The following is a 21492-nucleotide window of genomic DNA, read 5'->3' as shown; positions in this document are numbered from 1 at the left end:
GGCCATGAGCGATCCGATCCTCTCGGTTCACAACCTCGTCGGCGGCTACGGCAAGATGACGATCCTGAACGGCACGACATTTTCGGTGCCGCCGGCGACCATCACCACCATCATCGGCCCCAACGGCGCCGGCAAATCCACCGTGTTCAAGGCAATCTTTGGCCTGCTTAGGCTGCGCGAGGGCAAGATCAATTTTGCCGGCCGCGACGTCACCAATCTGAGCCAGCGCGCGCTGCTCATCGCCGGCATCTGCTACGTGCCGCAGGGCCGCAACATCTTTCCGGAGCTCTCAGTTCGCAGCAATATCGAGCTTGGCGGCGTCTCCGCCGGAAAGGGCATCGACCTGCCGACGCGCATCGAGGCCGCGCTCGACCTGTTCCCCGTGCTGCGCCGCAAGTCGACGCAGCAGGCCTCGACGCTCTCCGGCGGCGAGCAGAAGCAGCTCGAGATAGCCCGCTCGCTGCTGCTCGAACCAAAGCTGGTGCTGATCGACGAGCCATCGATCGGCCTGTCGCCGCTGATGGTGCAGCAGACCTTCGATATCCTGAAGAGCCTGCGTGACCGCGGCGTCACCATCCTGATGATCGAGCAGAACGCGCGCTCGGCGCTCGAGATATCGGACATCGGCATTGTGCTCGAGCTCGGCCAGACCCGCATGATCGACAAGGCGGAGCGAATTCTTAACGATCCAAGGATCGGCCAGCTCTTCCTCGGCGGCGCCATGGAAGAGAGCGCGGCATGAGCGCGCCAATGCGCATCGCCGTTGCGGGCGCCGGCCTGATCGGCCGCCGCCATATCGAATTGATCGGGGCTTCGCCGGATTGCGTGCTGGCCGGCATCGCTGACCCCTCCCCCGCCGCGAAAGAGTTTGCGCAGGCGCGCAACACGTCCTGGTATGCGGATCACCGCGCGCTGCTGGCGGACGAGAAGCCGGATGGCCTGATCATCGCCTCACCGAACGCGCTGCACTTCCAGATGGGGCTCGACTGTGCGCAAGCCGGCGTGCCCGCGCTGATCGAGAAACCGGTAACCGACACGGTCGCCGCCGCGCAGCGCCTGTGCGCGGCAGTCAAACGGACCGGCATACCAATGCTGGTCGGTCATCACCGCCGGCACAATCCGATCGTCAAGGCCGCACGCGAGACGGTAGCGAGCGGCACGCTCGGCCAGCTCACGGCCGTGGTCGGACTGTGGCTCCTGAAAAAGCCCGACGATTACTTTGATGCGGCGTGGCGGCGCGAGCACGGGGGCGGCCCGCTGCTCATCAACCTCATCCACGACATCGACAATCTCCGCTTCATCTGCGGCGAGATCACCGAGGTACAAGCGCTGACGTCGAACAAGTTTCGCGGCTTCGCCGTCGAGGACACCGCCGCATTGCTGCTGCGCTTCGCCAGCGGCGCGCTGGGAACCGTGACCGCGTCGGACGCGACGCCGGCGCCATGGAGCTGGGAGCTGGCCTCGGGCGAGAATGCTGCGTACCCGAAGCAGGATCAGCCCTGTTACATCCTCTCCGGCACCGCGGGCTCGCTGTCCGTGCCGAATATGGAGCTGTGGTCCTACGCACGAGAGCCCGGCTGGTATGCGCCGCTATCGCGGGAGACCATTGCGCCGCCGGCATTCGATCCATTGGCCGAGCAGCTCCGGCATTTCTGCGCGGTGATCGCGGGCCGGGAACAACCGTTGATCTCGGCCGAGGACGCGATGGGTACGCTCGCGGTCGTCGAGGCCGTCAGCGAAGCGGCACGCACGGGCCAAAAAATATCGCCGGACCAAATTATGGAGCAGGCAGCATGAACAAGCGCTCGATCGCAACCGTTTCGCTCTCAGGGGCGCTGGACGAGAAACTTCGCGCCATCGCATCCGCCGGATTCGAGGCGGTCGAGATCTTCGAGAACGACCTTCTGTCGTTCGGTTCCGGCCCGCGCGACATCGCAAATCTCTGCAAGGACCTCAATCTCGAGATCTGCGCGTTCCAGCCTTTCCGCGATTTCGAGGGCATGCCGGAGCCGCAGCGCTCGCGTAACTTCGCCCGCGCCGAGCGCAAATTCGATTTGATGCAGGAGCTCGGCACCGATTTGCTGCTGATCTGCTCCAACGTTTCGCCCGCCTCGCTCGGCGGCATCGACCGCGCAGCGGACGATTTTCGCGAACTTGGTGATCTCGCGGCCAAGCGGTCTTTGCGCGTCGGCTACGAGGCGCTGGCCTGGGGGCGGCACGTCAACGACTATCGCGACGCCTGGGAAATCGTGCGGCGCGCCGATCACCCGGCGATTGGCGTCATCCTCGACAGTTTTCACGCGCTAGCACCGGGCTTCCCGGTGCGCGCGATGGCCTCAATCCCCGGCGACAAGATCTTTCTGGTGCAGTTGGCCGACGCGCCGAAGCTCGAGCTCGACATCCTGTCGTGGAGCCGGCACTTCCGCTCCTTCCCCGGCCAGGGCGACCTGCCGGTCGGCGAGTTCATGCAGGCGATCGCGGCGACCGGCTATTCCGGTCCGTGGTCGCTGGAGATCTTCAACGACCAGTTCCGCGCCGGCTCGGCGGCGCAGACTGCGGTGGACGGCCTGCGCTCGCTGATCCTGTTGCAGGACCAGCTCGCCCCGGATTGGCCAAAGCTCGTCGGCGAGCCCCTGGCGCCGAAGGCCAAGAGCAGCGGCACAGGCTTCATCGAGTTTGCCGTCAACGAGACCAAGGCCGACGAGCTCGCGCATCTGCTTTCGCAGCTTGGCTTCCGAAAGACCGGCAAGCATCGCAGCAAGGCCGTGGAGCGCTGGTCGCAGGGCAAGGTCGAGCTCGTCATCAATTCCGAGACCGACGGCTTTGCGCATTCGCACTATGTCACGCACGGTCCCGGCGTTTGCGCCATCGCGCTCGACGTCGACAATGCCGGCCTTGCCATGCAGCGGGCCGAAACGCTGAAGGCGCGCACCTTCTACCAGCCCGTCGGACCCGGCGAGCTGGAGATCCCAGCGATCCACAGCGTCGGCGGCAGCCTGCTTTATTTCCTCGACCAGGCCGGCAAGAACTGGGACACGGATTTTGCGCCCGTTCCGAGCGATGCAAGCGCCGACGCGCTGCTCGCGGTCGACCACATCGCGCAGTCGATGCCCTATGACGAGATGCTGTCCTGGCTGTTGTTCTACACCGGTATCCTCGACCTCAAACGCCTGCCGCAGATGGAGATCGCCGATCCCAGGGGCCTCGTGCAGAGCCAGGCCCTCATCAATGGCGACCAGAGCCTGCGCTTCGTCGTCAACGGCTCCTCCGCCAACCGCACGATGCCGGCGCGTTTCATCTCGGAGTTTTTTGGCTCGGGCGTGCAGCACGTCGCGTTTGCGTGCCAGGATATCTTTGCCGCGGTCGCTGCGATGCGCGCCCGCGGCGCGGACTTCCTGGATATCCCTGACAATTACTACGACGACATCGAAGCCAAATACGATCTCGCCCCCGATGTCATGGCCAAGCTCCGCGCCAACCACATCCTCTACGACCGCGAGGGCGACGGCGAGTTCTTTCAGGTCTACACGCACATCTTTGATGAGCGATTCTTCTTCGAGATCGTGGAGCGACGGAGCTACCAGGGATTTGGCGCGGCGAATGCGGGGATCAGGCTGGCGGCGCAGTCCCGCGAGGTGCGGCCTGCGAGCATGCCGCGGGTGTAGGACACTCTCTCCACGCCGTCGTTGCGAGGAGCCCTTGCGACGAAGCAATCCAGACTGCCTCTGCGGAAAGACTCTGGATTGCTTCGCTTCGCTCGCAATGACGAAGAGAGAGCTCAGCTCACTTCATCACGCACTTGTCGTGGAAACGATCCTGATCGTTCTCGACGATGGTCGCCACAGTCTTCAGCGAGAGCTGGCCTTCGCCGTCCTTCACCACATCCTGCAGATAGAAGCTCTGCACCGGGATGTGGTTGTTGCCGAACTTGAAGGGGCCGCGCAGCGACTTGATGTTGGCCTTCTCCATCTCGGCCTTCATCGCGTCCTTCTTGCTGGTGTCGCCCTTCACCGCGACGACCGCGCTGTTGATGAGCTGGGCCGCGTCATAGGCTTGCGCGCCGTAATAGGTCGGACGCAGGCCGGTGTACTTCTTGCGGTAGTCGGCAACGAAGCGCTTGTTCTGCTCGTTGGGAAGGTCGTTGACCCATTCCTGCGCGCCGGGAACCCCTAACGCGTTCTCCTTCTGCAGCGGCAGCGACAGCTCGTCGACGGTGAAGGCGGTGTAGAGCGGCATGGTGCTCTTGAGGCCGGCTTGCGCATATTGATTGAGGAACTGCACGCCGGCGGCACCCGGATAAAACACGAAGATCGACTCGGCGCCCGAGGCGCGCGCCTTGGAGAGCTCGGCGGAGAAATCGAGCTGGCTCGGCCAGACCGTGTATTCCTCGCCCTTGACCTCGCCCTTGAACGTGCTCTTCACGCCCGCGAGCATGTCCTTGCCGGCCGCGTAGTTCGGCCCGATCAGGAACACGCTCTTGACGCCCTTCTGGTTCATGTAGAGGCCCATGGCGGCCGGCGTCTGGTCGTTCTGCCAGGAGGTCGAGAACACGTAAGGCGAACACAGCTCGCCCGCGAGCTGCGATGGGCCGGCATTGGCCGAGATCAGGAAGGTCTGCGAATCCACCGCGGTCTTGAGCGAGGCCAGCAACACATTCGACCAGATGTAGCCGGCGAGGAAATCGACCTTGTCGGACTGCACCAGCTTTTCGGTCTTCTGCTTGCCGACATCAGGCTTCTGCCCGTCGTCCTCATAGATCACCTCGACCGGCTTGCCATCCATCTTGCGGCCGATGTGGTCGAGTGCGAGCTCGAAGGAGTTGCGCATGTCGTTGCCGATCACGGCGCCTGGGCCGCTGAAGGTCGAGACGAAACCGATCTTGATGGTGTCGCCGGCGAATGCCGGGCCTGTCAGCGCGAGCGCAGCCGCACCCGCCAGCCAGAATGCTGTCTTCATAACCACTCCCCTCCTTATTATTGATCCCGGAAACGGGGTGATCGCCGCCCCGGGTCTCTCTCTATTGAACGCAAAATCTGTCGCGCCGCCAATGGCTCAGCGCCCACCCCTGCACCATATTTCGCCCCAATCGCCGATGGCAAGAAATATAATTCTACTTACTTGGACGACGGCTGCGGCGCTTTTTCGCGGGAAATATCGATACACGCTGCCTATTCCACGATTGATGACGGCTATTGGACCGCGGCGCCCAATTCGACCTTAAATGAGTGAGAGCAGCAGCGAGATTCGAGGGTACATCATGACCACGACACCGCATCGCGTCGTCATCGTCGGCGCCGGCTTCGGCGGGCTGGAGACGACCCACCGGCTGGCGGGCGCGCCGGTCGAGATCACGCTGATCGACCGCCGCAACCATCATCTGTTTCAGCCGCTGCTCTATCAGGTGGCCACCGCCTCGCTCGCAACCAGCGAGATCGCGTGGCCGGTCCGCCATCTCATGCGCGACCGGCGCGAGGTGACGACACTGTTTGCGACCGTCAGCGGCGTCGATGCCGCCAGGCGGCGCGTGCTGATCGACGACGGCAGCGAGGTGCCCTACGACACGCTGGTGCTCGCCACCGGCGCGCGCCACGCCTATTTCGGCCACGACGAGTGGGAGCAGTTCGCGCCGGGCCTGAAGACGCTGGAGGATGCGACCACTTTGCGCCGCCACATCCTGGTGGCGTTCGAGCGCGCCGAGCGAGAGACCGATCCGGCCAAACGGGCGCCCCGGATGACCTTCGTCATCGTCGGCGCCGGACCGACTGGCGTCGAGCTTGCCGGCACCATCGCGGAAATGGCGCACGACACCCTGCCGGACGATTTCCGCAACATCGATACGACCAAGGCCCGCGTGGTCCTGATCGAGGCCGGACCGCGCGTGCTGGCGGGTTTTGCCGACGATCTCTCGGCCTATGCACGGGCCTCGCTTGAGAAGATCGGCGTGGAGGTCGTGCTTGGCCAGGCCGTCACCGAGATCGACCGCGACGGCGTCGTCTATGGCGGGCAGCGGCTGAACGCGAAAACCATGATCTGGGCCGCCGGCGTGCGCGCCTCGCCCGCTGCCGAATGGCTGGACGCACCGGCCGATCGCGCCGGGCGCGTGCAAGTCGAGGACGATCTCACCATCCCAGGCCATCCCGACATCTTCGCGATCGGCGATACCGTCTTGATCAACGCTTGGGATGGCAAGCCGGTGCCTGGCATCGCGCCTGCCGCCAAGCAGCAGGGGCAGCACGTCGCCGACACCATCAAGGCGCGGCTGCGCGGCGAGAGCAAGGGCGCGTTCCGCTACAAGCACTCTGGCAGCCTCGCGCAGATCGGCAAGCGGCTCGCGGTGATCGACTTCGGCCGGATAAAACTGCGCGGCACCATCGCATGGTGGATCTGGGGCATCGCCCACATCTACTTCCTGATCGGCCTCCGCCACCGCCTCAGCGTGGCGCTGAGCTGGCTCTGGATCTACGCCCGCGACCAGCGGGCGGCGCGGTTGATCACGCAGGGGAGCAGCAAGGTGGTGTGAGGGAGGCTTCGCTTACCCTCCCCCACAAGGCTACGAGATTCACACATTTCGGAGGCTCCAACCATGCTTGATGGCGTGGAACTGGGTGAGGCCTCTGATCATGACGATGGGGCCGGGCTTTCCGTAATAGCCGGTCCAGCCACCGAGCCTTGCGAAGACCCAGGCGGCGTAGGCGAGCGAGCCTTTGGGATGCGGGTTCTTTTGCTTGGCGGTCTTGCCTTCGAGAGCTTGGCAGACACGTTCCAGGACAGGCAGGTCGTCGGGATCGAAGACATCACGGAGTGGGCGCTTGGCTTCGCCCTCACGCTCGGCGACGAGCTGCATCACCTTGATCGCAGCGATCAGAATGACCGTGACGAGCTTTTCGAGCGGTCCGTCCTCCTCCTGCCGCAAGGCTTCGACGTCGAAGCCCTTGGTCTTCATCGTGCGGAACAGTTGTTCGATGGTCCAGCGCAAACGATAAAAGCCGATGATCCGACGCGCGTCGGCAATGTCATTGACCTGATGGGTGGTGAGCAGGAACCACAACGCCGGCTCCTCGCCTGCGGGAGGATCGATCTCGCGGCCGATGACGAGTGTCACGCTGATGGCCGCGGGCAAGCCGCCGTTGGCCGCGCGATGTTTCGGCCGCTTGATCTCCACCTTGCCAAACCTGATGGACAGCTCGGCCTTGCGGGCTTTCCTGCCGGGTGCGGCCGGCAATTCCACCGTCATGCGGCCCGCTTCGTCCCACGTCTCGGCCTTGGAGAACAGCAAGTCTCCATCGACGAGGCTGCGGTCCTGAGCGGCGCGCACCAGCTTCTCCACATTGGCCGGCTTGAAGGCGAAGCATTCGTAGATGTCGCCTTCGCGATCTTCGACGATCGTGACGCAGATCGCGCCAGCCTGCGCCAAGGCGCTGGCGCTCTCGGCGCCGGCCAGCCAGCGCCGGCTGTCCTTCTCTTCGAATGTCTTTTGCCTGCGCTTCTCGCGTTCGCCGCCCTGGCGCGTCAGAAAGAGGTTGTCGACCAGCCCAAGTGTCGCCCCCGTATTGGCGTCCACCGCGATGACAGGGTGAAAAGACAGCCCCACGCCTTTCTCGTCCACCCGCAGGGCCGAGGTGTCCTGAATGGCGAGGACGTGCCGCCCGCCAACCTGACCACAGGTGCGCGCCCGCGCCGCCGAGATCATGGCGCTGAGCGTCACCTTGGGATTGTGCAGGAACCGCGTAATCCGCATCTCGCCGGCGCGGTCGCCGCCCAGCCGCGTGACGCTGACACTCCCGCCGCCGTACCCAACAAGGCGCCCATACAAAAAGGCCCCCCTTTTACCAGGCGCTCGTCCCCAAAATCTCCCAGGCTCAGCTCCATGCCTCTCTCCCGTGTACGAATCTCGCCCATAGAGAGTCAGCTTCCGAGCAAGGCTACAAGCCTCCCAAGATGTGTGAATGTCGTAGCCTGGAGGGGGAGGGTCGGCACGCGATCGAGCGAAGCGAGATTGCGTGACGGGGTGGGGTGATCTCTCCACTCGGGCAGTGTTGGTGGCGGAAACACCGTCACCCCACCCCGCTCGCGCTGCGCGCGATCGACCCTCCCCCTCCAGGGTCCCTCCAGGGGAGGGTGAAGAAGCACTTGCAGCTACGTCCTACTTCACCAGCTCGCAGCCACCCTCCGCCATCGGCCGAAACGCCTGCTCCGCGGGGATCGTCGAGACCAGCTTGTAATAGTCGTACGGATATTTCGACTCCTCCGGCTTCTTCACCTCGAACAGATACATCGGATGCACGACGCGGCCGTCCTGGCGGATCGCGGTGTCGCCGAACAACCTGTCCTTTCCTTTGAACTTCTTCATCTCGGGCACGACGTCCTTGGCATTGTCGCTGCCCGTCGCCGCGACCGTGTTGAGATAGGCGAGCGTGGACGCATAGACGCCGGCCTGGTTGCCGCTCGGCATCTTGCCGTTCATGCCGGGACGCGCGGCGAAGCGCTTTGCGAAGGCGCGGGTGTCGTCGTTCATGTCCCAGTAAAAGGCTTCCATGAGCTGCAGACCTTGCGCGACCTTGATGCCCATGCCGTGGACGTCGTTGATGAAGAGCAGGAAAGCGACGAGCTTCTGCCCGCTCTGCTGGATGCCAAACTCGGATGCCTGCTTCACCGCGTTGATGGTGTCGCCGCCGGCATTGGCGAGGCCGATCACCTGCGCCTTCGAGCCCTGCGCCTGTAACAGGAAGGACGCAAAATCGGAGGTCCCGAGCGGATGCTTTGAGGAGCCCAGCACCTTGCCGCCGTGACCCTCGATGTATTTCTGCGCCTCCGCCTCGATGCCCTTGCCCAGCGCATAGTCGACCGTGAGGAAATACCAGTCCTTGCCGCCGCGCGACATCATCGCCGCCGCGGTGGTGTTGCCGGTCGCCCAGGTGTCGTTGACCCATTGGATGGTGTTCGGCGAGCAGGCCTTGCCCGTGAGATCGGCGCTCGCGGTCGACGACGCGAGGTACGTCATGCGGCTGTCGCGCAACAGCGTGTTGATGGAGAGGCCGACCGCCGAGTTGGGTACGTCGACGATGGCATCGACGCCTTCGACGTCGAGTCATTTGCGCGCGATGGCGTTGCCGACATCGGCCTTGTTCTGGTGATCGGCATAGACGATCTCGACCTTGATACCTTTGCCGCCACCGTTGAAATCCTCGGCCGCCATGCGCGCGGCCTCGACCGAGCCCATGCCATTGGTATCCTGAAAAATGCCGGAGATGTCGTTGAGCACTCCGACGCGCACGACATTGCCGGAGATCTCGGCACTTGCCGCACCGCTGACAAGGCTCGCAGCGAGCGCGAGCGTCCACTTCAAGTTCTTCATTGGTCCCTCCCCTTTACTGTTTTCGCCGCCGACAGCATCAGGCCGGCGTGATCGTCACCGGCAGGCTGTCGAGCCCACGCAGCGTGTTGTTGAAGCGGCGCTTAGGTTCGCCGGTGATCTCGATGCTGGCAACGCGGCGGCCCAGGGCCGAGAGCATCGTCTCGCCTTCGAGCCGCGCCACGAGCTGGCCGACGCACATGTGGATGCCCGAGCCGTAGCCGACATGGCCGGAGGTGCGACGCGTAATGTCGTAACTGTCAGGCTTGTCCCAGCGCCTGGGATCGCGATTGGCGGCAGCGAGGAACATCAGCACTTTCTCGCCTTCGCCGATGCTTGCGCCGGAGAGATCGACATCGCGCGTCGTGGTGCGGAAGAAGGTCTGCACCGGGCTTTCGAAGCGCACGGCCTCCTCGAAAGCGTTGCGCGCGAGCGTGAGATCGCTCCGCAGGCGCTGCCACTGATCGGGGAAGCGCGCCAGGCAATAGACGGCGGCACCGATACCGTTGACCGTCGTGTCGAGGCCAGCCGACAGCAGCGAGCGTACCAGCAACGGTGCTTCCGTGGCCGTGATGGCGCCTTCGTCGACATGGGCGTGAATGCAGGCGCCGATGCCGCCCGGCGTCAGGTTGTCGCGCTGGCACTGATCGGTGACATAGGCCTGGTGCGGCGCCGAACGCGCGATCGCGTCCTGACGCAATTGGTTCGGCGGGCCGAAGGCGTTGAACACCAGGCTCGCATAGGGAATGAGATGATCGCGGCCCTCGGGCTTCAGCCCAAGCGCATCCGGGAAGATCGAGAGCGGATAGGCCTCCGCAAGATCCGTAATCGCATCGAAGCTGCGCTTTTCGAGCAGCGCATCCACTCGCTCTTCCGCCGCCGCGGCAAAGCGGTCGCGCAGCCCCTTCATCACGCTCGGCGACAGCACCTTTGACAGCACGGCGCGGGTACGGGCGTGCTCCGGGGGATCGGCCTCGAGGATCAGGCTCGGCGGCCGCCACGGTGTCTCCTTCTTGAAGTCGGACAGGCCGACACCGCGGCTGGAGCAGAACGTCGCGGGATCATTCAGAACCGCATGAACCTCGGCATAGCGCGCCACGCCATAGAGCTTCCACTTGTCGAGATAGACGACCGGCCCGGTCTCGCGCAGCAGCTCATGCGTGGGATAAGGGTCGGCAAAAAAATTCATGTCGAAGGGATCGACGTCGAGATGCGGGACGCCGTTTGTGGTCGAGCCGGGTGCGCTCATGAAGGTCCTCCCTCATTTTGATCTTGTGAAAGGGCGGCGCTTGCCCTTAGGTCTTTGGGCACGCCGCGAGACAGATTCCCGATATGCCGCCTTCGACCAGATCCCGCCAAAGGCCCGCGCCCGCTGAATCCGGGCCGACGCTCGATCTCGATCGTTACGTCCCGGCTTTCATCACCTTCATCGCCAACAAGCTCTCGAACAGCGCGACCGCATTCTATCAGCGGCAGTTCGGCGTCAACGTCACGGAATGGCGGATCATGTCGCTGCTGGCGATCGAGCCCGGCATTCCCGCCTCGCGCATCTGCCACGTCATCGGCTTCGACAAGGGCCCGGTAAGCCGCACGCTTGCCGGCCTGGAGAAGCGCGGGCATGTGTCGATCCGCACCGACCCGAACGACGGCCGCACCCATTCGATCTCGCTGACAGCAAGGGGCCGCGCCACCCATGACAAGGTGATCGTCGCGGCGTTCGAACGCGAGCGGCGTCTGCTGTCCTGTCTGAGCAAGGACGAGCGCGAGGTGCTGATCGACCTGTTGCGCCGATTGCACGAAAATCTCGGCGCAGTGACCGGCGGCAGCGAGGCCTGACGCGCGACGCGGTGTGTCGCTGCGTCCAGGCATACATCGGCGCTTGCCCGCGGCCCCCTCTCTGCCGAGCATCGTCTCCTCCAAGATCAGACGCGGCAGCTTCCCCGCCGTCATCCTTGTCAGGAACGGTTCGCACAAATTAGTTGCTTAGGCAACAAAAGAATCACGCAAAATATTGCGGCAGAATGGTTGGCCTATTTGGGCGAGGTGCTCGCCCCATCCTCCGTCATTGCGAGCAGCTACAACCCGATCCACTCACGCGACGCATCATCATTCAACCGCGCCACGGCATCCGCACGCCGCGTCAGTACCGCGCGCTGGTTGATGTAGCCCTTGTCGGTGATCTCGCCGCCATCGACCGACGGCGGCTCGGCGAGCAGCAGCGCACGCGTGGCGTGGCCGGAGGAATTGGCGCCCTGCTGCTTCAGTTTTGCGAGTCCCTGCGCGATGGCAGTCCTGACCTTGTCATGCGCCAACACATCATTCACGCCCGCCGCCTCTGGCAGACCGGCATGTGCGCGACATGCGGCAATGTTCGGGAATACCAGAAACCGCACCTCGTCGCCACCATGGCCGGTCACGACGATGTCCTGCGCCAGCGGCGCCAGCGCGGCGATACCGGCGACGCGCAGCGTGCCGACGCTGACCCAGGTGCCCGAGTTGAGCTTGAAATCTTCGGCGACGCGGCCGTCGAAGAACAAGCCGCGCTCGGGCCGCTCAGTGTCCGCAAGCTTTACGGCGTCGCCGATGAGATAAAAACCTTCCTCGTCAAAAGCCCGCCTCGTCAGCTCGGGCGCCTTCCAATAGCCCGGTGTGACGTTGGGACCGCGTACGCGCACCTCCAGCTTGTCGCCGGAGGTAACGAGCTTCAATTCGGTGCCTGGAATCGGCACGCCGATATTGCCGGAACACTCGGCAAGGAAATGGCAGTCGGTTGCGAGCGGCGAGGTCTCGGTCGAGCCCCAGGCCGAGACCATCGGCATCGCACGGCCAACAGTCTTGATCGAAAGCTCTTCGAGCGCGTCCCACAGATTCTGCGGCAATGCTGCGCCGGCATAGAAGGCGAACCTCACCTCGCCGAAGAAGCGGCGGCGCAGTTCCTCATCGCCGCGCAGCGCCGCAATCAGCATGTCGAAGCCGCGCGGCACGTTGAAATAGACCGTCGGCATCACGCTTTTTAAGTTCGCAAGCGAGGTCGCGAACAGGCCGGGCGCGGGCTTGCCGCCGTCGATATAGAGCGAGCCGCCATTGCGCAGCACCAGATTGAAATTGTGGTTGGCGCCGAAGGTGTGGCTCCAGGGCAGCCAGTCGAGAATGACGAGATCGTCGGACTGTTCGAGGAAAGTCCAGGTCTGTGCCTTGGCCTGCTGGCTCGAGGTCAGCATGAGCTGGGTGTTGATGACCGCCTTGGGCGTGCCGGTCGAGCCCGACGTGAACAGGAATTTTGCGATCGTGTCCGGCGTCACTGCGGCGAAAGCGTTGGTGACGTCCGGCGTCTCAGGGGTTGCCGCGATGGTGCGGAAGGCAAGTGCATCGGCGTCGCCAGCATTGCCACTGATGATCTGTGCCTTGTGCAGCGGTTTGATCGCAGCGAGCGCCGCCGCAAACGGCTTGGTGGCGGAGACATAGATCGCGCCGGGCTCCAGCAGCGCGATCATGCTTTTCAGCTTGTCAAAATCCCTGGACATCAGCGAATAGGCCGGCGAGATCGCGGCCGAGGGCACGCCGACATGCTGGGCGGCGAGCGCGAGCAGCGCGTGATCGATGCTGTTGTCCGAGAGAATGACAACGGGGCGCTCCGCGCTGAGCCCCTGCGTCAGGATCCAGGACGCTGCGGCACGTACACGCCGCAGAGCACCCCCGTAAGTCATGGTGGCCCAGGGCATATCGGCGCTGTCACGCTCGGCGAGGAAGATCGCATCAGGCGTCTGCCGCGCAAATTGCTCCAGCCAGTCGCCGATGCAGCGCGCGCAGTCGCGCAAAGGCTCGCCCGAGCGCAGCACGATGCTGCCGTCGGCGCGATGCTCGGCGACGGTCTTGGGCGTTGCGAACAGGCTCGAAGCGTCACCGCGAGTGACTGACGTCATGGTTTCCTCCTCGCCCGGGACGTCCGGGATCGGCCGCAGCCTCGTTCCGGGCTGCTTTGGTCATAATGTTGGGCGGGACAATTGTTGTCGTCAACAACAATCTTCCGTCGAGACCGTCGAGGCGCTAAGGTCGCGCGGCAGGAGACATGATGTGACAGCCAGCGCCACCCGGACTTCCCCCCGCAAACGCACCGGCAATGGTGCGGCGCGGCGGATCGACGCGGACGAGATCGGGCTGGACGCGCTGGTCGGCCACGCTGGTTACGCGGTGCGGCGCTTCCAGATCTGGATCTTTCAGGATTTCATCAAGACGCTCGGCGACGTTGATATCAAGCCGACGCAATATTCGGTGCTGACGGTAATCGGCGCCAATCCCGGGCTCTCGCAGATGGCAGTGGCAAAGCGCCTCGGCATCGAGCGCGCCCGGCTGGTGCACCTGCTCGACAGCCTCGAGCAGCGCAGGCTGGTGAAGCGGATCAAGTCGAAATCGGACCGGCGCTCGCATGCGCTGCATCTCACCGGTCAGGGTGAGACGGCGCTGGCCAAATTCAAGCGGCTCGCCGCCGAGCACGAGCGGCATGTCGAGGAAAAGATCGGCAAGGCCAACCGGGAGCGGTTGCTTCAGATCCTCGCCGGCTTCACCTGATCCGGACTGCTCAGGATTTGGGCAAATGCCCGCAACAGGGCCTTGGCACGTCCGCCCAATCGATCATCGAGAAATCCCACAAGCTGCTGATCTTTCGATAATATCGGCAGCCGCCGCGCTGCCCGGATAATGTACACAATGGCACATCGCTTGCTTCATTCCGGCTGAAGACAAGTTGCCGGAGTTTTATCGCCATGAAGGCTGAAATGGGGGCTGAGCAGCCTGAAACGATCGCCGCGATCGTGGCCGCGCATCGTGCGGGCACGATGACGCCGGCGCAGACGGTCGCGCGGACCTATCAGCGCATTCGCGAGCACAACGATCCCGCGATCTTCATCAGCCTGCGCGACGAGAAGGACGCGATCGCGGAGGCCGAGAAGCTTGCCGCAAAGGATGCCGCCAGCCTGCCGCTCTATGGCGTGCCCGTCGCCGTGAAGGACAATATCGACGCGCTGGGCCTTCCGACCACGGCGGCCTGCCCGGCCTTCTCTTATACGCCCACGCACGACTCGACTGCGGTCGAGCGGCTGCGCGCGGCCGGCGCGATCATCATCGGCAAGACCAATCTCGACCAGTTCGCGACCGGCCTCGTCGGCGTGCGCTCGCCTTACGGCATCCCAAAGAATTCGATCCGCGAGGATCTCATTCCGGGCGGATCGAGCTCGGGCTCGGCTGTGGCGGTCGGCGCCGGGCTCGTACCGCTGACGCTTGGCACGGACACGGCCGGCAGCGGCCGCGTGCCGGCGATGCTCAACAACATCGTCGGGCTGAAGCCGAGCCTCGGCATGATCTCGACCGCCGGTCTCGTGCCGGCGTGCCGCACGCTCGACTGCATCTCGGTGTTTACGCTGACGGTGGACGACGCCGCGCTCGCGCTGTCGGTGATGGCCGGCCCCGACCAGGCCGATCCGTTCTCGCGCGACCGGCCGCTGGGCGCGCTCGCGCCGTTCCCGGCGAATCTGCGCCTGGGCGTCCCGCGTAACGGGCAGCTGATCTTCTTCGGCGACAAGAAGGCGGAAGCCGCGTACGGCGAAGCCTTGAAGCGATGGACCGCACTCGGCGCTGAGCTGGTCGAGTTCGACCTCGAGCCGTTCTACGAGACGGCGCGGCTGCTCTATGAAGGCCCCTGGGTTGCCGAGCGTTATCTCGTGATCAAAAATCTGCTCGCCTCGGCCCCGGACTCGATTCATCCGGTCACGCGCGAGATCACCGCGGCCGGCGCGCGGCTGACGGCGGCGGAGACCTTCTCCGCGCTCTATCGCCTGCACGGCCTGCGCAAGATCGCCGAGCGCACCTTTGCGAACATCGACGCCCTGGTCCTGCCGACGGCACCGACGGCCTACACGACCGCGCAGGTGCTGGCGAATCCGATCGAGCTCAACAGCCGGCTCGGCACCTATACCAATTTTGTCAATCTGCTCGACCTCTGCGGTCTCGCCGTGCCGGCAGCGATGCGCGCGGACGGGATTCCGTTCGGCATCACGCTGCTGGCGCCTACAGGCCGCGATGCGATGCTCGCGAGCATCGGGCGCGTATTCCATGCCGATACGAAGCTGACGGTTGGTGCGAGGGGTGTGACGCAAGCGCCGCTTGCAAAGCTTCCCGCAAGCAGCGACGACGAGATCCCGATCGCCGTGGTCGGCGCGCATCTCTCCGGCATGGCGCTGAACGGCGAGCTGAAGGCGCTGAACGCAAAACTGATCGAGTCGACGAAGACCGCGCCGGACTACAAGCTCTATGCACTGAAGACCGCGCCGCCGAAGCCGGGCCTGCTGCGCATCGAAACCGGCAAGGGCGCGTCGATCGAGCTCGAGATCTGGTCGCTGACGTCGTCCGCCTTCGGCAAGTTCGTCAACGCGATTCCAGCGCCGATGGCGATCGGCACGATCCGGCTTGCCGATGGCCGCAGCGTGAAGGGCTTTCTCGTCGAGCCGGAGGTGCTTGGCGAGGCGCGGGACATCACGGCGTATGGCGGCTGGCGCGCATATATGAAGGAAGCCGCGACAACCTAGGTGCCGTAGGGTGGGCAAAGCGAAGCGTGCCCACGAATTCCAACATCATCGCGGAAGATGGTGGGCACGGCGCTTTGCGCCTTTGCCCACCCTACGGCACCTACGAGATCACACCGACACCGCGTAAATCTCATACTCCCCGCGCACCAGCTCGATATGCGCACGCATCGCAGCCGACGCGCCCTGCTTGTCGCCGCGCATGATGGCGACGACGACGCGGTCGTGCTCGGCTTGCGACTTTGCCAACCGGCCGAGATTGCGGAACTGGGCGCGGCGGAACGGCTGCACGCGGACCCGCGTCGCCAGCGTGATCTCGGCGATGTAACCGTTCTGCGAGCCCGCATAGATCGCGTTATGAAAACGCTCGTTGACCTCGTGGAAGCGATCGGGATTGCCGGCGTAGCTGAGAACGCGGAGCTCCTCGTGGATCGCTTCGAGACCATGACGCTCGGCGGCCGACATACGCTCGGCGGCAAGGCCGGCGCACAGCGCCTCCAGCTCCGCCATCGCCTCGAACATGCCTGTGAGACGCTCGATCGAGGGCTGCGCGACCACCGCACCGCGATGGGGCCGCGCCTCGACCAGGCCGCTCGCGACCAGTTGCCGCAGCGCTTCGCGCACCGGCGTGCGTGAGACACTGAAGCGCCTTGCGATGTCGGTCTCGTCCAGCGGCGCGCCGGGCGCGAGAGTTCCACGCACGATCTCGTCGGCAAGCTGGAGACGCAGTTCCTCGGCGCGCGTGACTTTCTGTATTGATGGCGAGGCACGGTCGACGCGCGGCACCACCGGCTCGGCCGGCAGTGTCCCGGGCGGGAAATCGTCAAGCGTCATACGGTCAGGTCTCTTTCGACTCGTCGATGATGCTGACATGGGCAGCGACGACGCGCCAGCCCTCCGGGAAGCGAATCCAGGTCTGCATCTGCCGGCCGACCCTGCCGGGCGCGGTGTCGCGATAGAACAAGGTGGAGGCCACAGCGGCGTCGCGGCCATAGCTGGTGATCACGGTTTTCGCGGTGCGGCGGGTGAGGCCGACCGGCGAGCGGCCGGCGCGAAAGCCGGAGATCGCCTCGTAGCCATAGAGGTTCTCGCCGATGCCGTAGCGCAACGTGCGAGGGTCGTTGCGAAAGAGCTCGCCGAGCACGGCGACGTCGTTGGTGATCAGCGCCTGCTCATAGCGGTCGAACGCGGCTTTGACTTCCGCGATCACGTCGGGGAGATCGATCTCCATCTCAGAATCCTTTTGGTGACGGCGCGGCGACCACGCCCATCTTCTCCAATGCGTGCGCGACGCGCAACGCGATGTCCTCACGCCAGGGCGCAGCAATGATCTGCACGCCGATCGGCAGCGGCTCAAGCGGCACGGGAACTGCGACGACGGGCAAGCCGATGAACGAGATCGGCTGGGTGTGGATGCCGATATTGGCGCGCACCGGCAGCTCGACGCCGTCGAGATTGAAATTCACCTGGCCGAGCTTTGGTGCGGTGCAGGGCGTTGCCGGGGCGATCAGCACATCGACCGACTTGAATATCTCGGCGAACTGCGCGCGATACCAGCGGCGGAATTTTTGCGCGCGGTCGACCAAAGGCGCCGGCACCATGGCGCCAGCGATCAGCCGGTCGCGCACGGCCGGATCGAAATCGTTGGGGCGCTTGCGCAGGCGATCGAGATGCAGCGATGCGCCTTCGGTGGTGGTGATGACATAAGCCGCCGCACGGGCGCGCGAAGCTTCGGGCACATCGACCACGCGCGTTGCACCAAGCGCGCTGGCAACACGGCTGACGGCTTCGACGGCTTCCGGAAACACGTTCTTCTGGAAGTAGTCCCCGGCGATCGCGATGCGCAGGTCCGACACCGGATTGGCGAGCAGTGGCAGCGTCGGCTCCAGACCACGTGTCGTGATGCAGGCGGCATCGTCGGCATCCGGGCCCTGCATCGCGTCATAGGCGAGCGCGAGATCGGTCACCGAGCGCGCGAACGGTCCGAGATGATCGAGGCTCGCCACGAACGGGAACGAGCGCGCCCGGGACAGCCGGCCATAGGTCGGCTTCAAACCGAAGATGCCGCAGAACGACGACGGCACGCGGATCGAACCATTGGTGTCCGAGCCGAGCGCGATCGGCACCAGCGCGCCGCCAACGGCGCTGCCCGAGCCACCTGATGAGCCGCCGGCCATGCGCGTGGTGTCATGCGGATTGCGCGAGGGGCCGTCATGGACGTTCTCGCCGGTGAAGTCGTAGGCGTATTCGCCCATGTTGAGCGCGCCGACCAGCACGGCGCCGGCGGCTTCCATCCGCTCGATCAAGGTTGCGTCGCGCCTGGACGGCGCGAGATCGCGGTTGATCTTCGAGCCGGCTCGCGTCGGCAGACCTGCGACATCAAACAGGTTCTTCACCGCGAAGGGCACGCCCGCGAGAGGGCCGACTTCTTTGCCGGCCGCGATGTCAGCATCGATTGCGCGCGCTTTCGCGCGGGCGCGTTCGGCGGTGACGTCGGTGAAGGAATTGAGAACGCCGTCGTGCTGCTTGATGCGCGCGAGCGCCGCTTCAGTGGCATCGAGCGCGGACATCTTTCGGCCCGCGACCGCACTCGCGATCTCCGAGGCCGTCATCTCTGGCTTGGTGGTCATGGCAGCATCAGGCCGTGAAGATCGGCGCCGGCTCGGTCTCGTCCGGCAGCGCGAATTCGTCGACCAGGCGGGCGAGCCGCAACGACACTTCGAGATTGGCGCGCACCGCGGGCCGCCAGGCGTCCTCGACCGGCAATGCCAGTGCTTTCGATACGGCGTCGATATAGTCGTCCAGCGGCTCGGCCATCACGCTCCCAAACAATCAGTGCGCTCTCAGTGTACCGGCAACGGCGGATGCGGGATCGCCGTCAGCAGCTCCTTGGTGTAGTCGTCCTGCGGATCGCTCAGGACCCTCTCGGAAGAGCCTTCCTCGACGATCCGCCCCGTCCGCATCACAATGACACGATCGCACAACAAGCGCACCACATTCAAATCATGCGAGACAAACAGATAGCTCATACCTAGCCGCGCCTTGAGGTCCTGGAGCAGGTTCAGGACCACCGCCTGGACCGAGACGTCGAGTGCCGCCGTCGGCTCGTCCAGGATCACGAGTTTTGGATGCAGGGCAATCGCCCGGGCGATGCCGACGCGGGCCTTCTGGCCGCCGGAGAGCTGGTGCGGGAAGCGATCGAGCAGATTGTGCGGTAGGCCGACCATGGTGGCCAGCTCCTCGCAGCGGGCGCGGAGCGCGTCACGCCCCTTGATATCGCCGAGCTGCATGATCGGGTCGACGATGGCGCGCACCGCGGTGAAGCGCGGGTTGAGGCTGTCGGTCGGATCCTGGAACACCATCTGGATCCGGCTGCGCTGCGGCAGGCGGGCAAAGTTGGCCGGCGCGATGGCACCGATGTCTTCGCCGTCGAACTGGATCAGGCCGGAGGTCTGGTCCAGCAGCCGCATCACCATCATCGATGTGGTCGATTTGCCGCAGCCGGATTCGCCGACGAGGCCGACGCTCTCGCCATGGCCGATCGAGAAGCTGATGCCGTCGACCGCGCGGAACACGTCGGGCTCGACGGGCGGTTTGCGGCCGAACAGTTTTCCGAGCGTGGCGGTGGCGCCCTGGCGGGGATATTCCTTGACCAGCTTTTCGATGAGCAGGAGGGGCTTCTGGTCGGCTGCTGCAGCGACCGAGGCGGACTCCACGGGCGTGGCGGGAGCAGCGCCCTCCTCCTCCGGCAACAGATCCCGCAGGCTCACCCCGAGCCGCGGCGTCGCGCGCATCAGCTTCTTGGTGTAGGGGTGCTGCGGGTTGGCGAAGATGTCGGCGGCCTTGGCGGTCTCGACCACGCGGCCCTTTTCCATCACCACGACGCGGTCGCAATAGGCGGCCGCCAAACCGAGATCGTGCGTGATCAGGATGGTCGACATCGCCTTGCGCTTGGTCAGCTCGACGATCAGATCCATCACCGCCTTTTGCGTGGTGACGTCCAACCCAGTCGTCGGCTCGTCGGCGATCAGCAATTGCGGATTGCAGGCGAGCGCAAGCGCGATGACGACGCGCTGGCACATGCCGCCTGAGAGCTCGAACGGATAGGCGTGATAGCGCTCGCGCGGGCGGGCGATCTTGACCTGTTCCAGCGCCTCGATCGCCTTCTCACCGTGATCAGCGACCTGGGCCTGCTGCACGTGGGTGCGCAGCACGTCCTCGATCTGGTCGCCGACTTTCCGGATCGGGTTCAGCGCCGCGCGCGGGTTCTGGAAGATCATCGAGACTTCGCGGCCGCGCAAATCGCGCATCTGGCCTTCGGTGGCAGCCTTGACGTCGATGCCCGAGAACATCACCGAGCCCTCGGCGATCTTGCCGGCGCGGTCGAGGATGCGCATCACCGCGTAGGATGTCACCGACTTGCCAGAACCGGACTCGCCGACGATGGCGAGCGTCTCGCCCTTGGCGATGGAGATGTTGACGTGCTGCACGGCTTTGACGATGCCGCGGCGGGTACTGAATTCGACCGTGAGGTCCTGGACGTCGAGCAGCGGCTGGGCGGTCATGGAAGCCTTCCGTCACTCATGGAGCTCGAAAACAACCCCATGCACAGTAGAACGGCATTGGAATCATTGGGGAATTTTCGCGGAAAATGGAGCATCACGTCCTCCGCTGGGGGTCGACGATGTCGCGCAGGCCGTCGCCGAGGAGGTTGAAGCAGAACACGGCGATCATCAGCGCGAGGCCAGGGAATAGCGCGATCCACCATTCGCCGGAGACCATGAAGCCCGCGCCCTCGGCGACCATGATGCCCCATTCGGCGGTCGGCGGGCGGACGCCGAGACCAATGAAAGACAGGCCCGCGGCATTCAAAATGGCGTAGCCCATGGTGAGCGACATCTGCACGATCATGATCGGCATGATGTTCGGCAGGATGTGCACCAGCAGGATGCGGAATTCGCCGTTGCCGGAGAGACGTGCGGCCTGCACGAAGCCGGCATTGCGGCGCACGTTGGCCTCGGCGCGCGCGACGCGGGCATAGAGCGGGAAGTTGACGATAGCGGTCGCGAGGATGATGTTCTGCACGGTGTTGCCGAGCGCAGCGACGATGCCCATCGCCAGCACGAACAGCGGGAACGCCATGATGGTGTCGGCGATGCGGCCGACGATGCGATCGGTCCAGCCGCCGAAATAACCCGCCGCGATGCCGGCGAGACCGCCCATCAGAAACACCAGCACGACGGAGGCGACCGCGATGAACGTATCGAGCCGCGTCGCCACCACGACGCGGCTGAAGATGTCGCGCCCCAATTGGTCAGTGCCGAACCAGTGCGCGGCCGACGGTGCCTTAAGCGCCGCCGCGGTGTCGGAGGCAAGCGGATCGTACGGCACGACATATGGGCCGAACACCGCGGCAAGGAGAATGATGATCAGCAGGGCGAAAGAAAAGCCCGTGACCTTGTTCTCACCAAGCACATAGCGGGTCTGTTCGAGGATCGCAGTGAGTCCCGAGGTTCGCGCGGGACCAGCCGGTTCAACAGCAGGCGCAACGGAGCTCATGGT

Annotated in this window: 17 protein-coding genes and 1 pseudogene; 7 read left to right on the top strand and 11 right to left on the bottom strand. The window is 64.7% G+C overall.

Translation table 11 applies throughout. The features are described 5' to 3' along the window. Nucleotides 1–4: 4 nt before the first annotated feature. The 3 genes from V1280_RS32195 to V1280_RS32185 are packed head-to-tail and all read left to right on the top strand — an operon-like array spanning nucleotide 5 to nucleotide 3665. Nucleotides 5–742: an ABC transporter ATP-binding protein gene (locus V1280_RS32195; RefSeq protein WP_334533957.1), complete on the top strand. Its 738-nt coding sequence runs from the start codon at nucleotides 5–7 to the stop codon at nucleotides 740–742. Beyond that, the gene (locus V1280_RS32190) at nucleotides 739–1797 is read left to right on the top strand and encodes a Gfo/Idh/MocA family protein (protein ID WP_334533954.1); all 1059 of its coding nucleotides are present in this window, start codon (nucleotides 739–741) and stop codon (nucleotides 1795–1797) included. Before V1280_RS32195 ends, V1280_RS32190 begins: the two co-directional genes overlap by 4 nt. Further along, entirely contained in the window at nucleotides 1794–3665 is a 1872-nt protein-coding gene (locus V1280_RS32185; protein ID WP_334533951.1) for a bifunctional sugar phosphate isomerase/epimerase/4-hydroxyphenylpyruvate dioxygenase family protein, read from the top strand. The genes V1280_RS32190 and V1280_RS32185 overlap by 4 nt, the downstream gene beginning before the upstream one ends. Before the next feature lie 118 nt (nucleotides 3666–3783). Here the strand turns inward: V1280_RS32185 and V1280_RS32180 are convergent, their stop codons facing one another. After that, complete coding sequence (locus tag V1280_RS32180) at nucleotides 3784–4956, bottom strand: ABC transporter substrate-binding protein (RefSeq protein ID WP_334533949.1); 1173 nt, start codon at nucleotides 4954–4956, stop codon at nucleotides 3784–3786. 301 nt (nucleotides 4957–5257) lie between these two features. On the opposite strand from V1280_RS32180, the gene V1280_RS32175 reads away from it, so the two are divergent. Beyond that, a complete protein-coding gene (locus tag V1280_RS32175; protein WP_334533946.1) occupies nucleotides 5258–6520 on the top strand; it encodes an NAD(P)/FAD-dependent oxidoreductase in 1263 nt (420 codons plus the stop codon). Between the two features lie 39 nt (nucleotides 6521–6559). Here the strand turns inward: V1280_RS32175 and V1280_RS32170 are convergent, their stop codons facing one another. The 3 genes and pseudogenes from V1280_RS32170 to V1280_RS32160 all read right to left on the bottom strand — a co-directional run bounded on the left by V1280_RS32170 (nucleotide 6560) and on the right by V1280_RS32160 (nucleotide 10601). Next, nucleotides 6560–7813: an IS4 family transposase gene (locus V1280_RS32170; RefSeq protein ID WP_334533943.1), complete on the bottom strand. Its 1254-nt coding sequence runs from the start codon at nucleotides 7811–7813 to the stop codon at nucleotides 6560–6562. 330 nt (nucleotides 7814–8143) lie between these two features. Further along, a pseudogene (locus V1280_RS32165) lies at nucleotides 8144–9220 on the bottom strand (ABC transporter substrate-binding protein). 172 nt (nucleotides 9221–9392) lie between these two features. Then, nucleotides 9393–10601: a cytochrome P450 gene (locus tag V1280_RS32160; protein ID WP_334533940.1), complete on the bottom strand. Its 1209-nt coding sequence runs from the start codon at nucleotides 10599–10601 to the stop codon at nucleotides 9393–9395. Between the two features lie 83 nt (nucleotides 10602–10684). Between V1280_RS32160 and V1280_RS32155 the strand changes: the two genes are divergently transcribed. Then, nucleotides 10685–11188, top strand: coding sequence for a MarR family winged helix-turn-helix transcriptional regulator (locus V1280_RS32155; RefSeq protein WP_334533937.1), 504 nt, complete (start codon nucleotides 10685–10687; stop codon nucleotides 11186–11188). Between the two features lie 239 nt (nucleotides 11189–11427). Here V1280_RS32155 and V1280_RS32150 read toward each other — a convergent pair whose 3' ends face one another. Further along, complete coding sequence (locus tag V1280_RS32150) at nucleotides 11428–13275, bottom strand: feruloyl-CoA synthase (RefSeq protein ID WP_334533934.1); 1848 nt, start codon at nucleotides 13273–13275, stop codon at nucleotides 11428–11430. Nucleotides 13276–13426: 151 nt separating this feature from the next. Between V1280_RS32150 and V1280_RS32145 the strand changes: the two genes are divergently transcribed. Next, nucleotides 13427–13921 (top strand): MarR family winged helix-turn-helix transcriptional regulator, encoded by a 495-nt coding sequence (locus V1280_RS32145; protein WP_334533931.1) that lies wholly within the window; start codon nucleotides 13427–13429, stop codon nucleotides 13919–13921. Between the two features lie 206 nt (nucleotides 13922–14127). Next, nucleotides 14128–15933, top strand: a complete 1806-nt coding sequence (atzF, locus tag V1280_RS32140) for an allophanate hydrolase (protein WP_442895257.1) — start codon at nucleotides 14128–14130, stop codon at nucleotides 15931–15933. Nucleotides 15934–16041: 108 nt separating this feature from the next. Here the strand turns inward: atzF and V1280_RS32135 are convergent, their stop codons facing one another. From V1280_RS32135 to V1280_RS32110, 6 genes are all read right to left on the bottom strand, one after another. After that, complete coding sequence (locus tag V1280_RS32135; protein WP_334533925.1) at nucleotides 16042–16764, bottom strand: GntR family transcriptional regulator; 723 nt, start codon at nucleotides 16762–16764, stop codon at nucleotides 16042–16044. 4 nt (nucleotides 16765–16768) lie between these two features. After that, entirely contained in the window at nucleotides 16769–17161 is a 393-nt protein-coding gene (gene hpxZ / locus V1280_RS32130) for an oxalurate catabolism protein HpxZ (RefSeq protein ID WP_334533922.1), read from the bottom strand. A gap of 1 nt (nucleotide 17162) precedes the next feature. After that, nucleotides 17163–18560 (bottom strand): AtzE family amidohydrolase, encoded by a 1398-nt coding sequence (locus V1280_RS32125; RefSeq protein ID WP_334533919.1) that lies wholly within the window; start codon nucleotides 18558–18560, stop codon nucleotides 17163–17165. Between the two features lie 7 nt (nucleotides 18561–18567). After that, nucleotides 18568–18747 (bottom strand): DUF4089 domain-containing protein, encoded by a 180-nt coding sequence (locus V1280_RS32120; protein WP_164938943.1) that lies wholly within the window; start codon nucleotides 18745–18747, stop codon nucleotides 18568–18570. Between the two features lie 26 nt (nucleotides 18748–18773). Continuing rightward, complete coding sequence (locus tag V1280_RS32115) at nucleotides 18774–20495, bottom strand: ABC transporter ATP-binding protein (protein WP_334533911.1); 1722 nt, start codon at nucleotides 20493–20495, stop codon at nucleotides 18774–18776. A 94-nt stretch (nucleotides 20496–20589) separates the two neighbouring features. After that, the gene (locus V1280_RS32110) at nucleotides 20590–21489 is read right to left on the bottom strand and encodes an ABC transporter permease (protein WP_334533908.1); all 900 of its coding nucleotides are present in this window, start codon (nucleotides 21487–21489) and stop codon (nucleotides 20590–20592) included. Nucleotides 21490–21492: the final 3 nt, after the last annotated feature.

The sequence above is a fragment of the Bradyrhizobium sp. AZCC 2230 genome (genome assembly GCF_036924495.1).
Lineage (GTDB): Bacteria > Pseudomonadota > Alphaproteobacteria > Rhizobiales > Xanthobacteraceae > Bradyrhizobium > Bradyrhizobium rifense.
Note: the sequence above shows the minus strand (reverse complement) of the source record. Positions and strands in the feature narration are given on the sequence as shown.

Excerpts from the sequence above, each read along its gene's own strand:
- V1280_RS32195 (WP_334533957.1), top strand. The coding sequence starts at position 5 with ATGAGCGATCCGATCCTCTCGGTTCACAACCTCGTCGGCGGCTACGGC.
- V1280_RS32190 (WP_334533954.1), top strand. The coding sequence starts at position 739 with ATGAGCGCGCCAATGCGCATCGCCGTTGCGGGCGCCGGCCTGATCGGC.
- V1280_RS32185 (WP_334533951.1), top strand. The coding sequence starts at position 1,794 with ATGAACAAGCGCTCGATCGCAACCGTTTCGCTCTCAGGGGCGCTGGAC.
- V1280_RS32180 (WP_334533949.1), bottom strand. The coding sequence starts at position 4,956 with ATGAAGACAGCATTCTGGCTGGCGGGTGCGGCTGCGCTCGCGCTGACA.
- V1280_RS32175 (WP_334533946.1), top strand. The coding sequence starts at position 5,258 with ATGACCACGACACCGCATCGCGTCGTCATCGTCGGCGCCGGCTTCGGC.
- V1280_RS32160 (WP_334533940.1), bottom strand. The coding sequence starts at position 10,601 with ATGAGCGCACCCGGCTCGACCACAAACGGCGTCCCGCATCTCGACGTC.
- V1280_RS32155 (WP_334533937.1), top strand. The coding sequence starts at position 10,685 with ATGCCGCCTTCGACCAGATCCCGCCAAAGGCCCGCGCCCGCTGAATCC.
- V1280_RS32150 (WP_334533934.1), bottom strand. The coding sequence starts at position 13,275 with ATGACGTCAGTCACTCGCGGTGACGCTTCGAGCCTGTTCGCAACGCCC.
- atzF (WP_442895257.1), top strand. The coding sequence starts at position 14,128 with ATGGGGGCTGAGCAGCCTGAAACGATCGCCGCGATCGTGGCCGCGCAT.
- V1280_RS32135 (WP_334533925.1), bottom strand. The coding sequence starts at position 16,764 with ATGACGCTTGACGATTTCCCGCCCGGGACACTGCCGGCCGAGCCGGTG.
- hpxZ (WP_334533922.1), bottom strand. The coding sequence starts at position 17,161 with ATGGAGATCGATCTCCCCGACGTGATCGCGGAAGTCAAAGCCGCGTTC.
- V1280_RS32125 (WP_334533919.1), bottom strand. The coding sequence starts at position 18,560 with ATGACCACCAAGCCAGAGATGACGGCCTCGGAGATCGCGAGTGCGGTC.
- V1280_RS32120 (WP_164938943.1), bottom strand. The coding sequence starts at position 18,747 with ATGGCCGAGCCGCTGGACGACTATATCGACGCCGTATCGAAAGCACTG.
- V1280_RS32115 (WP_334533911.1), bottom strand. The coding sequence starts at position 20,495 with ATGACCGCCCAGCCGCTGCTCGACGTCCAGGACCTCACGGTCGAATTC.
- V1280_RS32110 (WP_334533908.1), bottom strand. The coding sequence starts at position 21,489 with ATGAGCTCCGTTGCGCCTGCTGTTGAACCGGCTGGTCCCGCGCGAACC.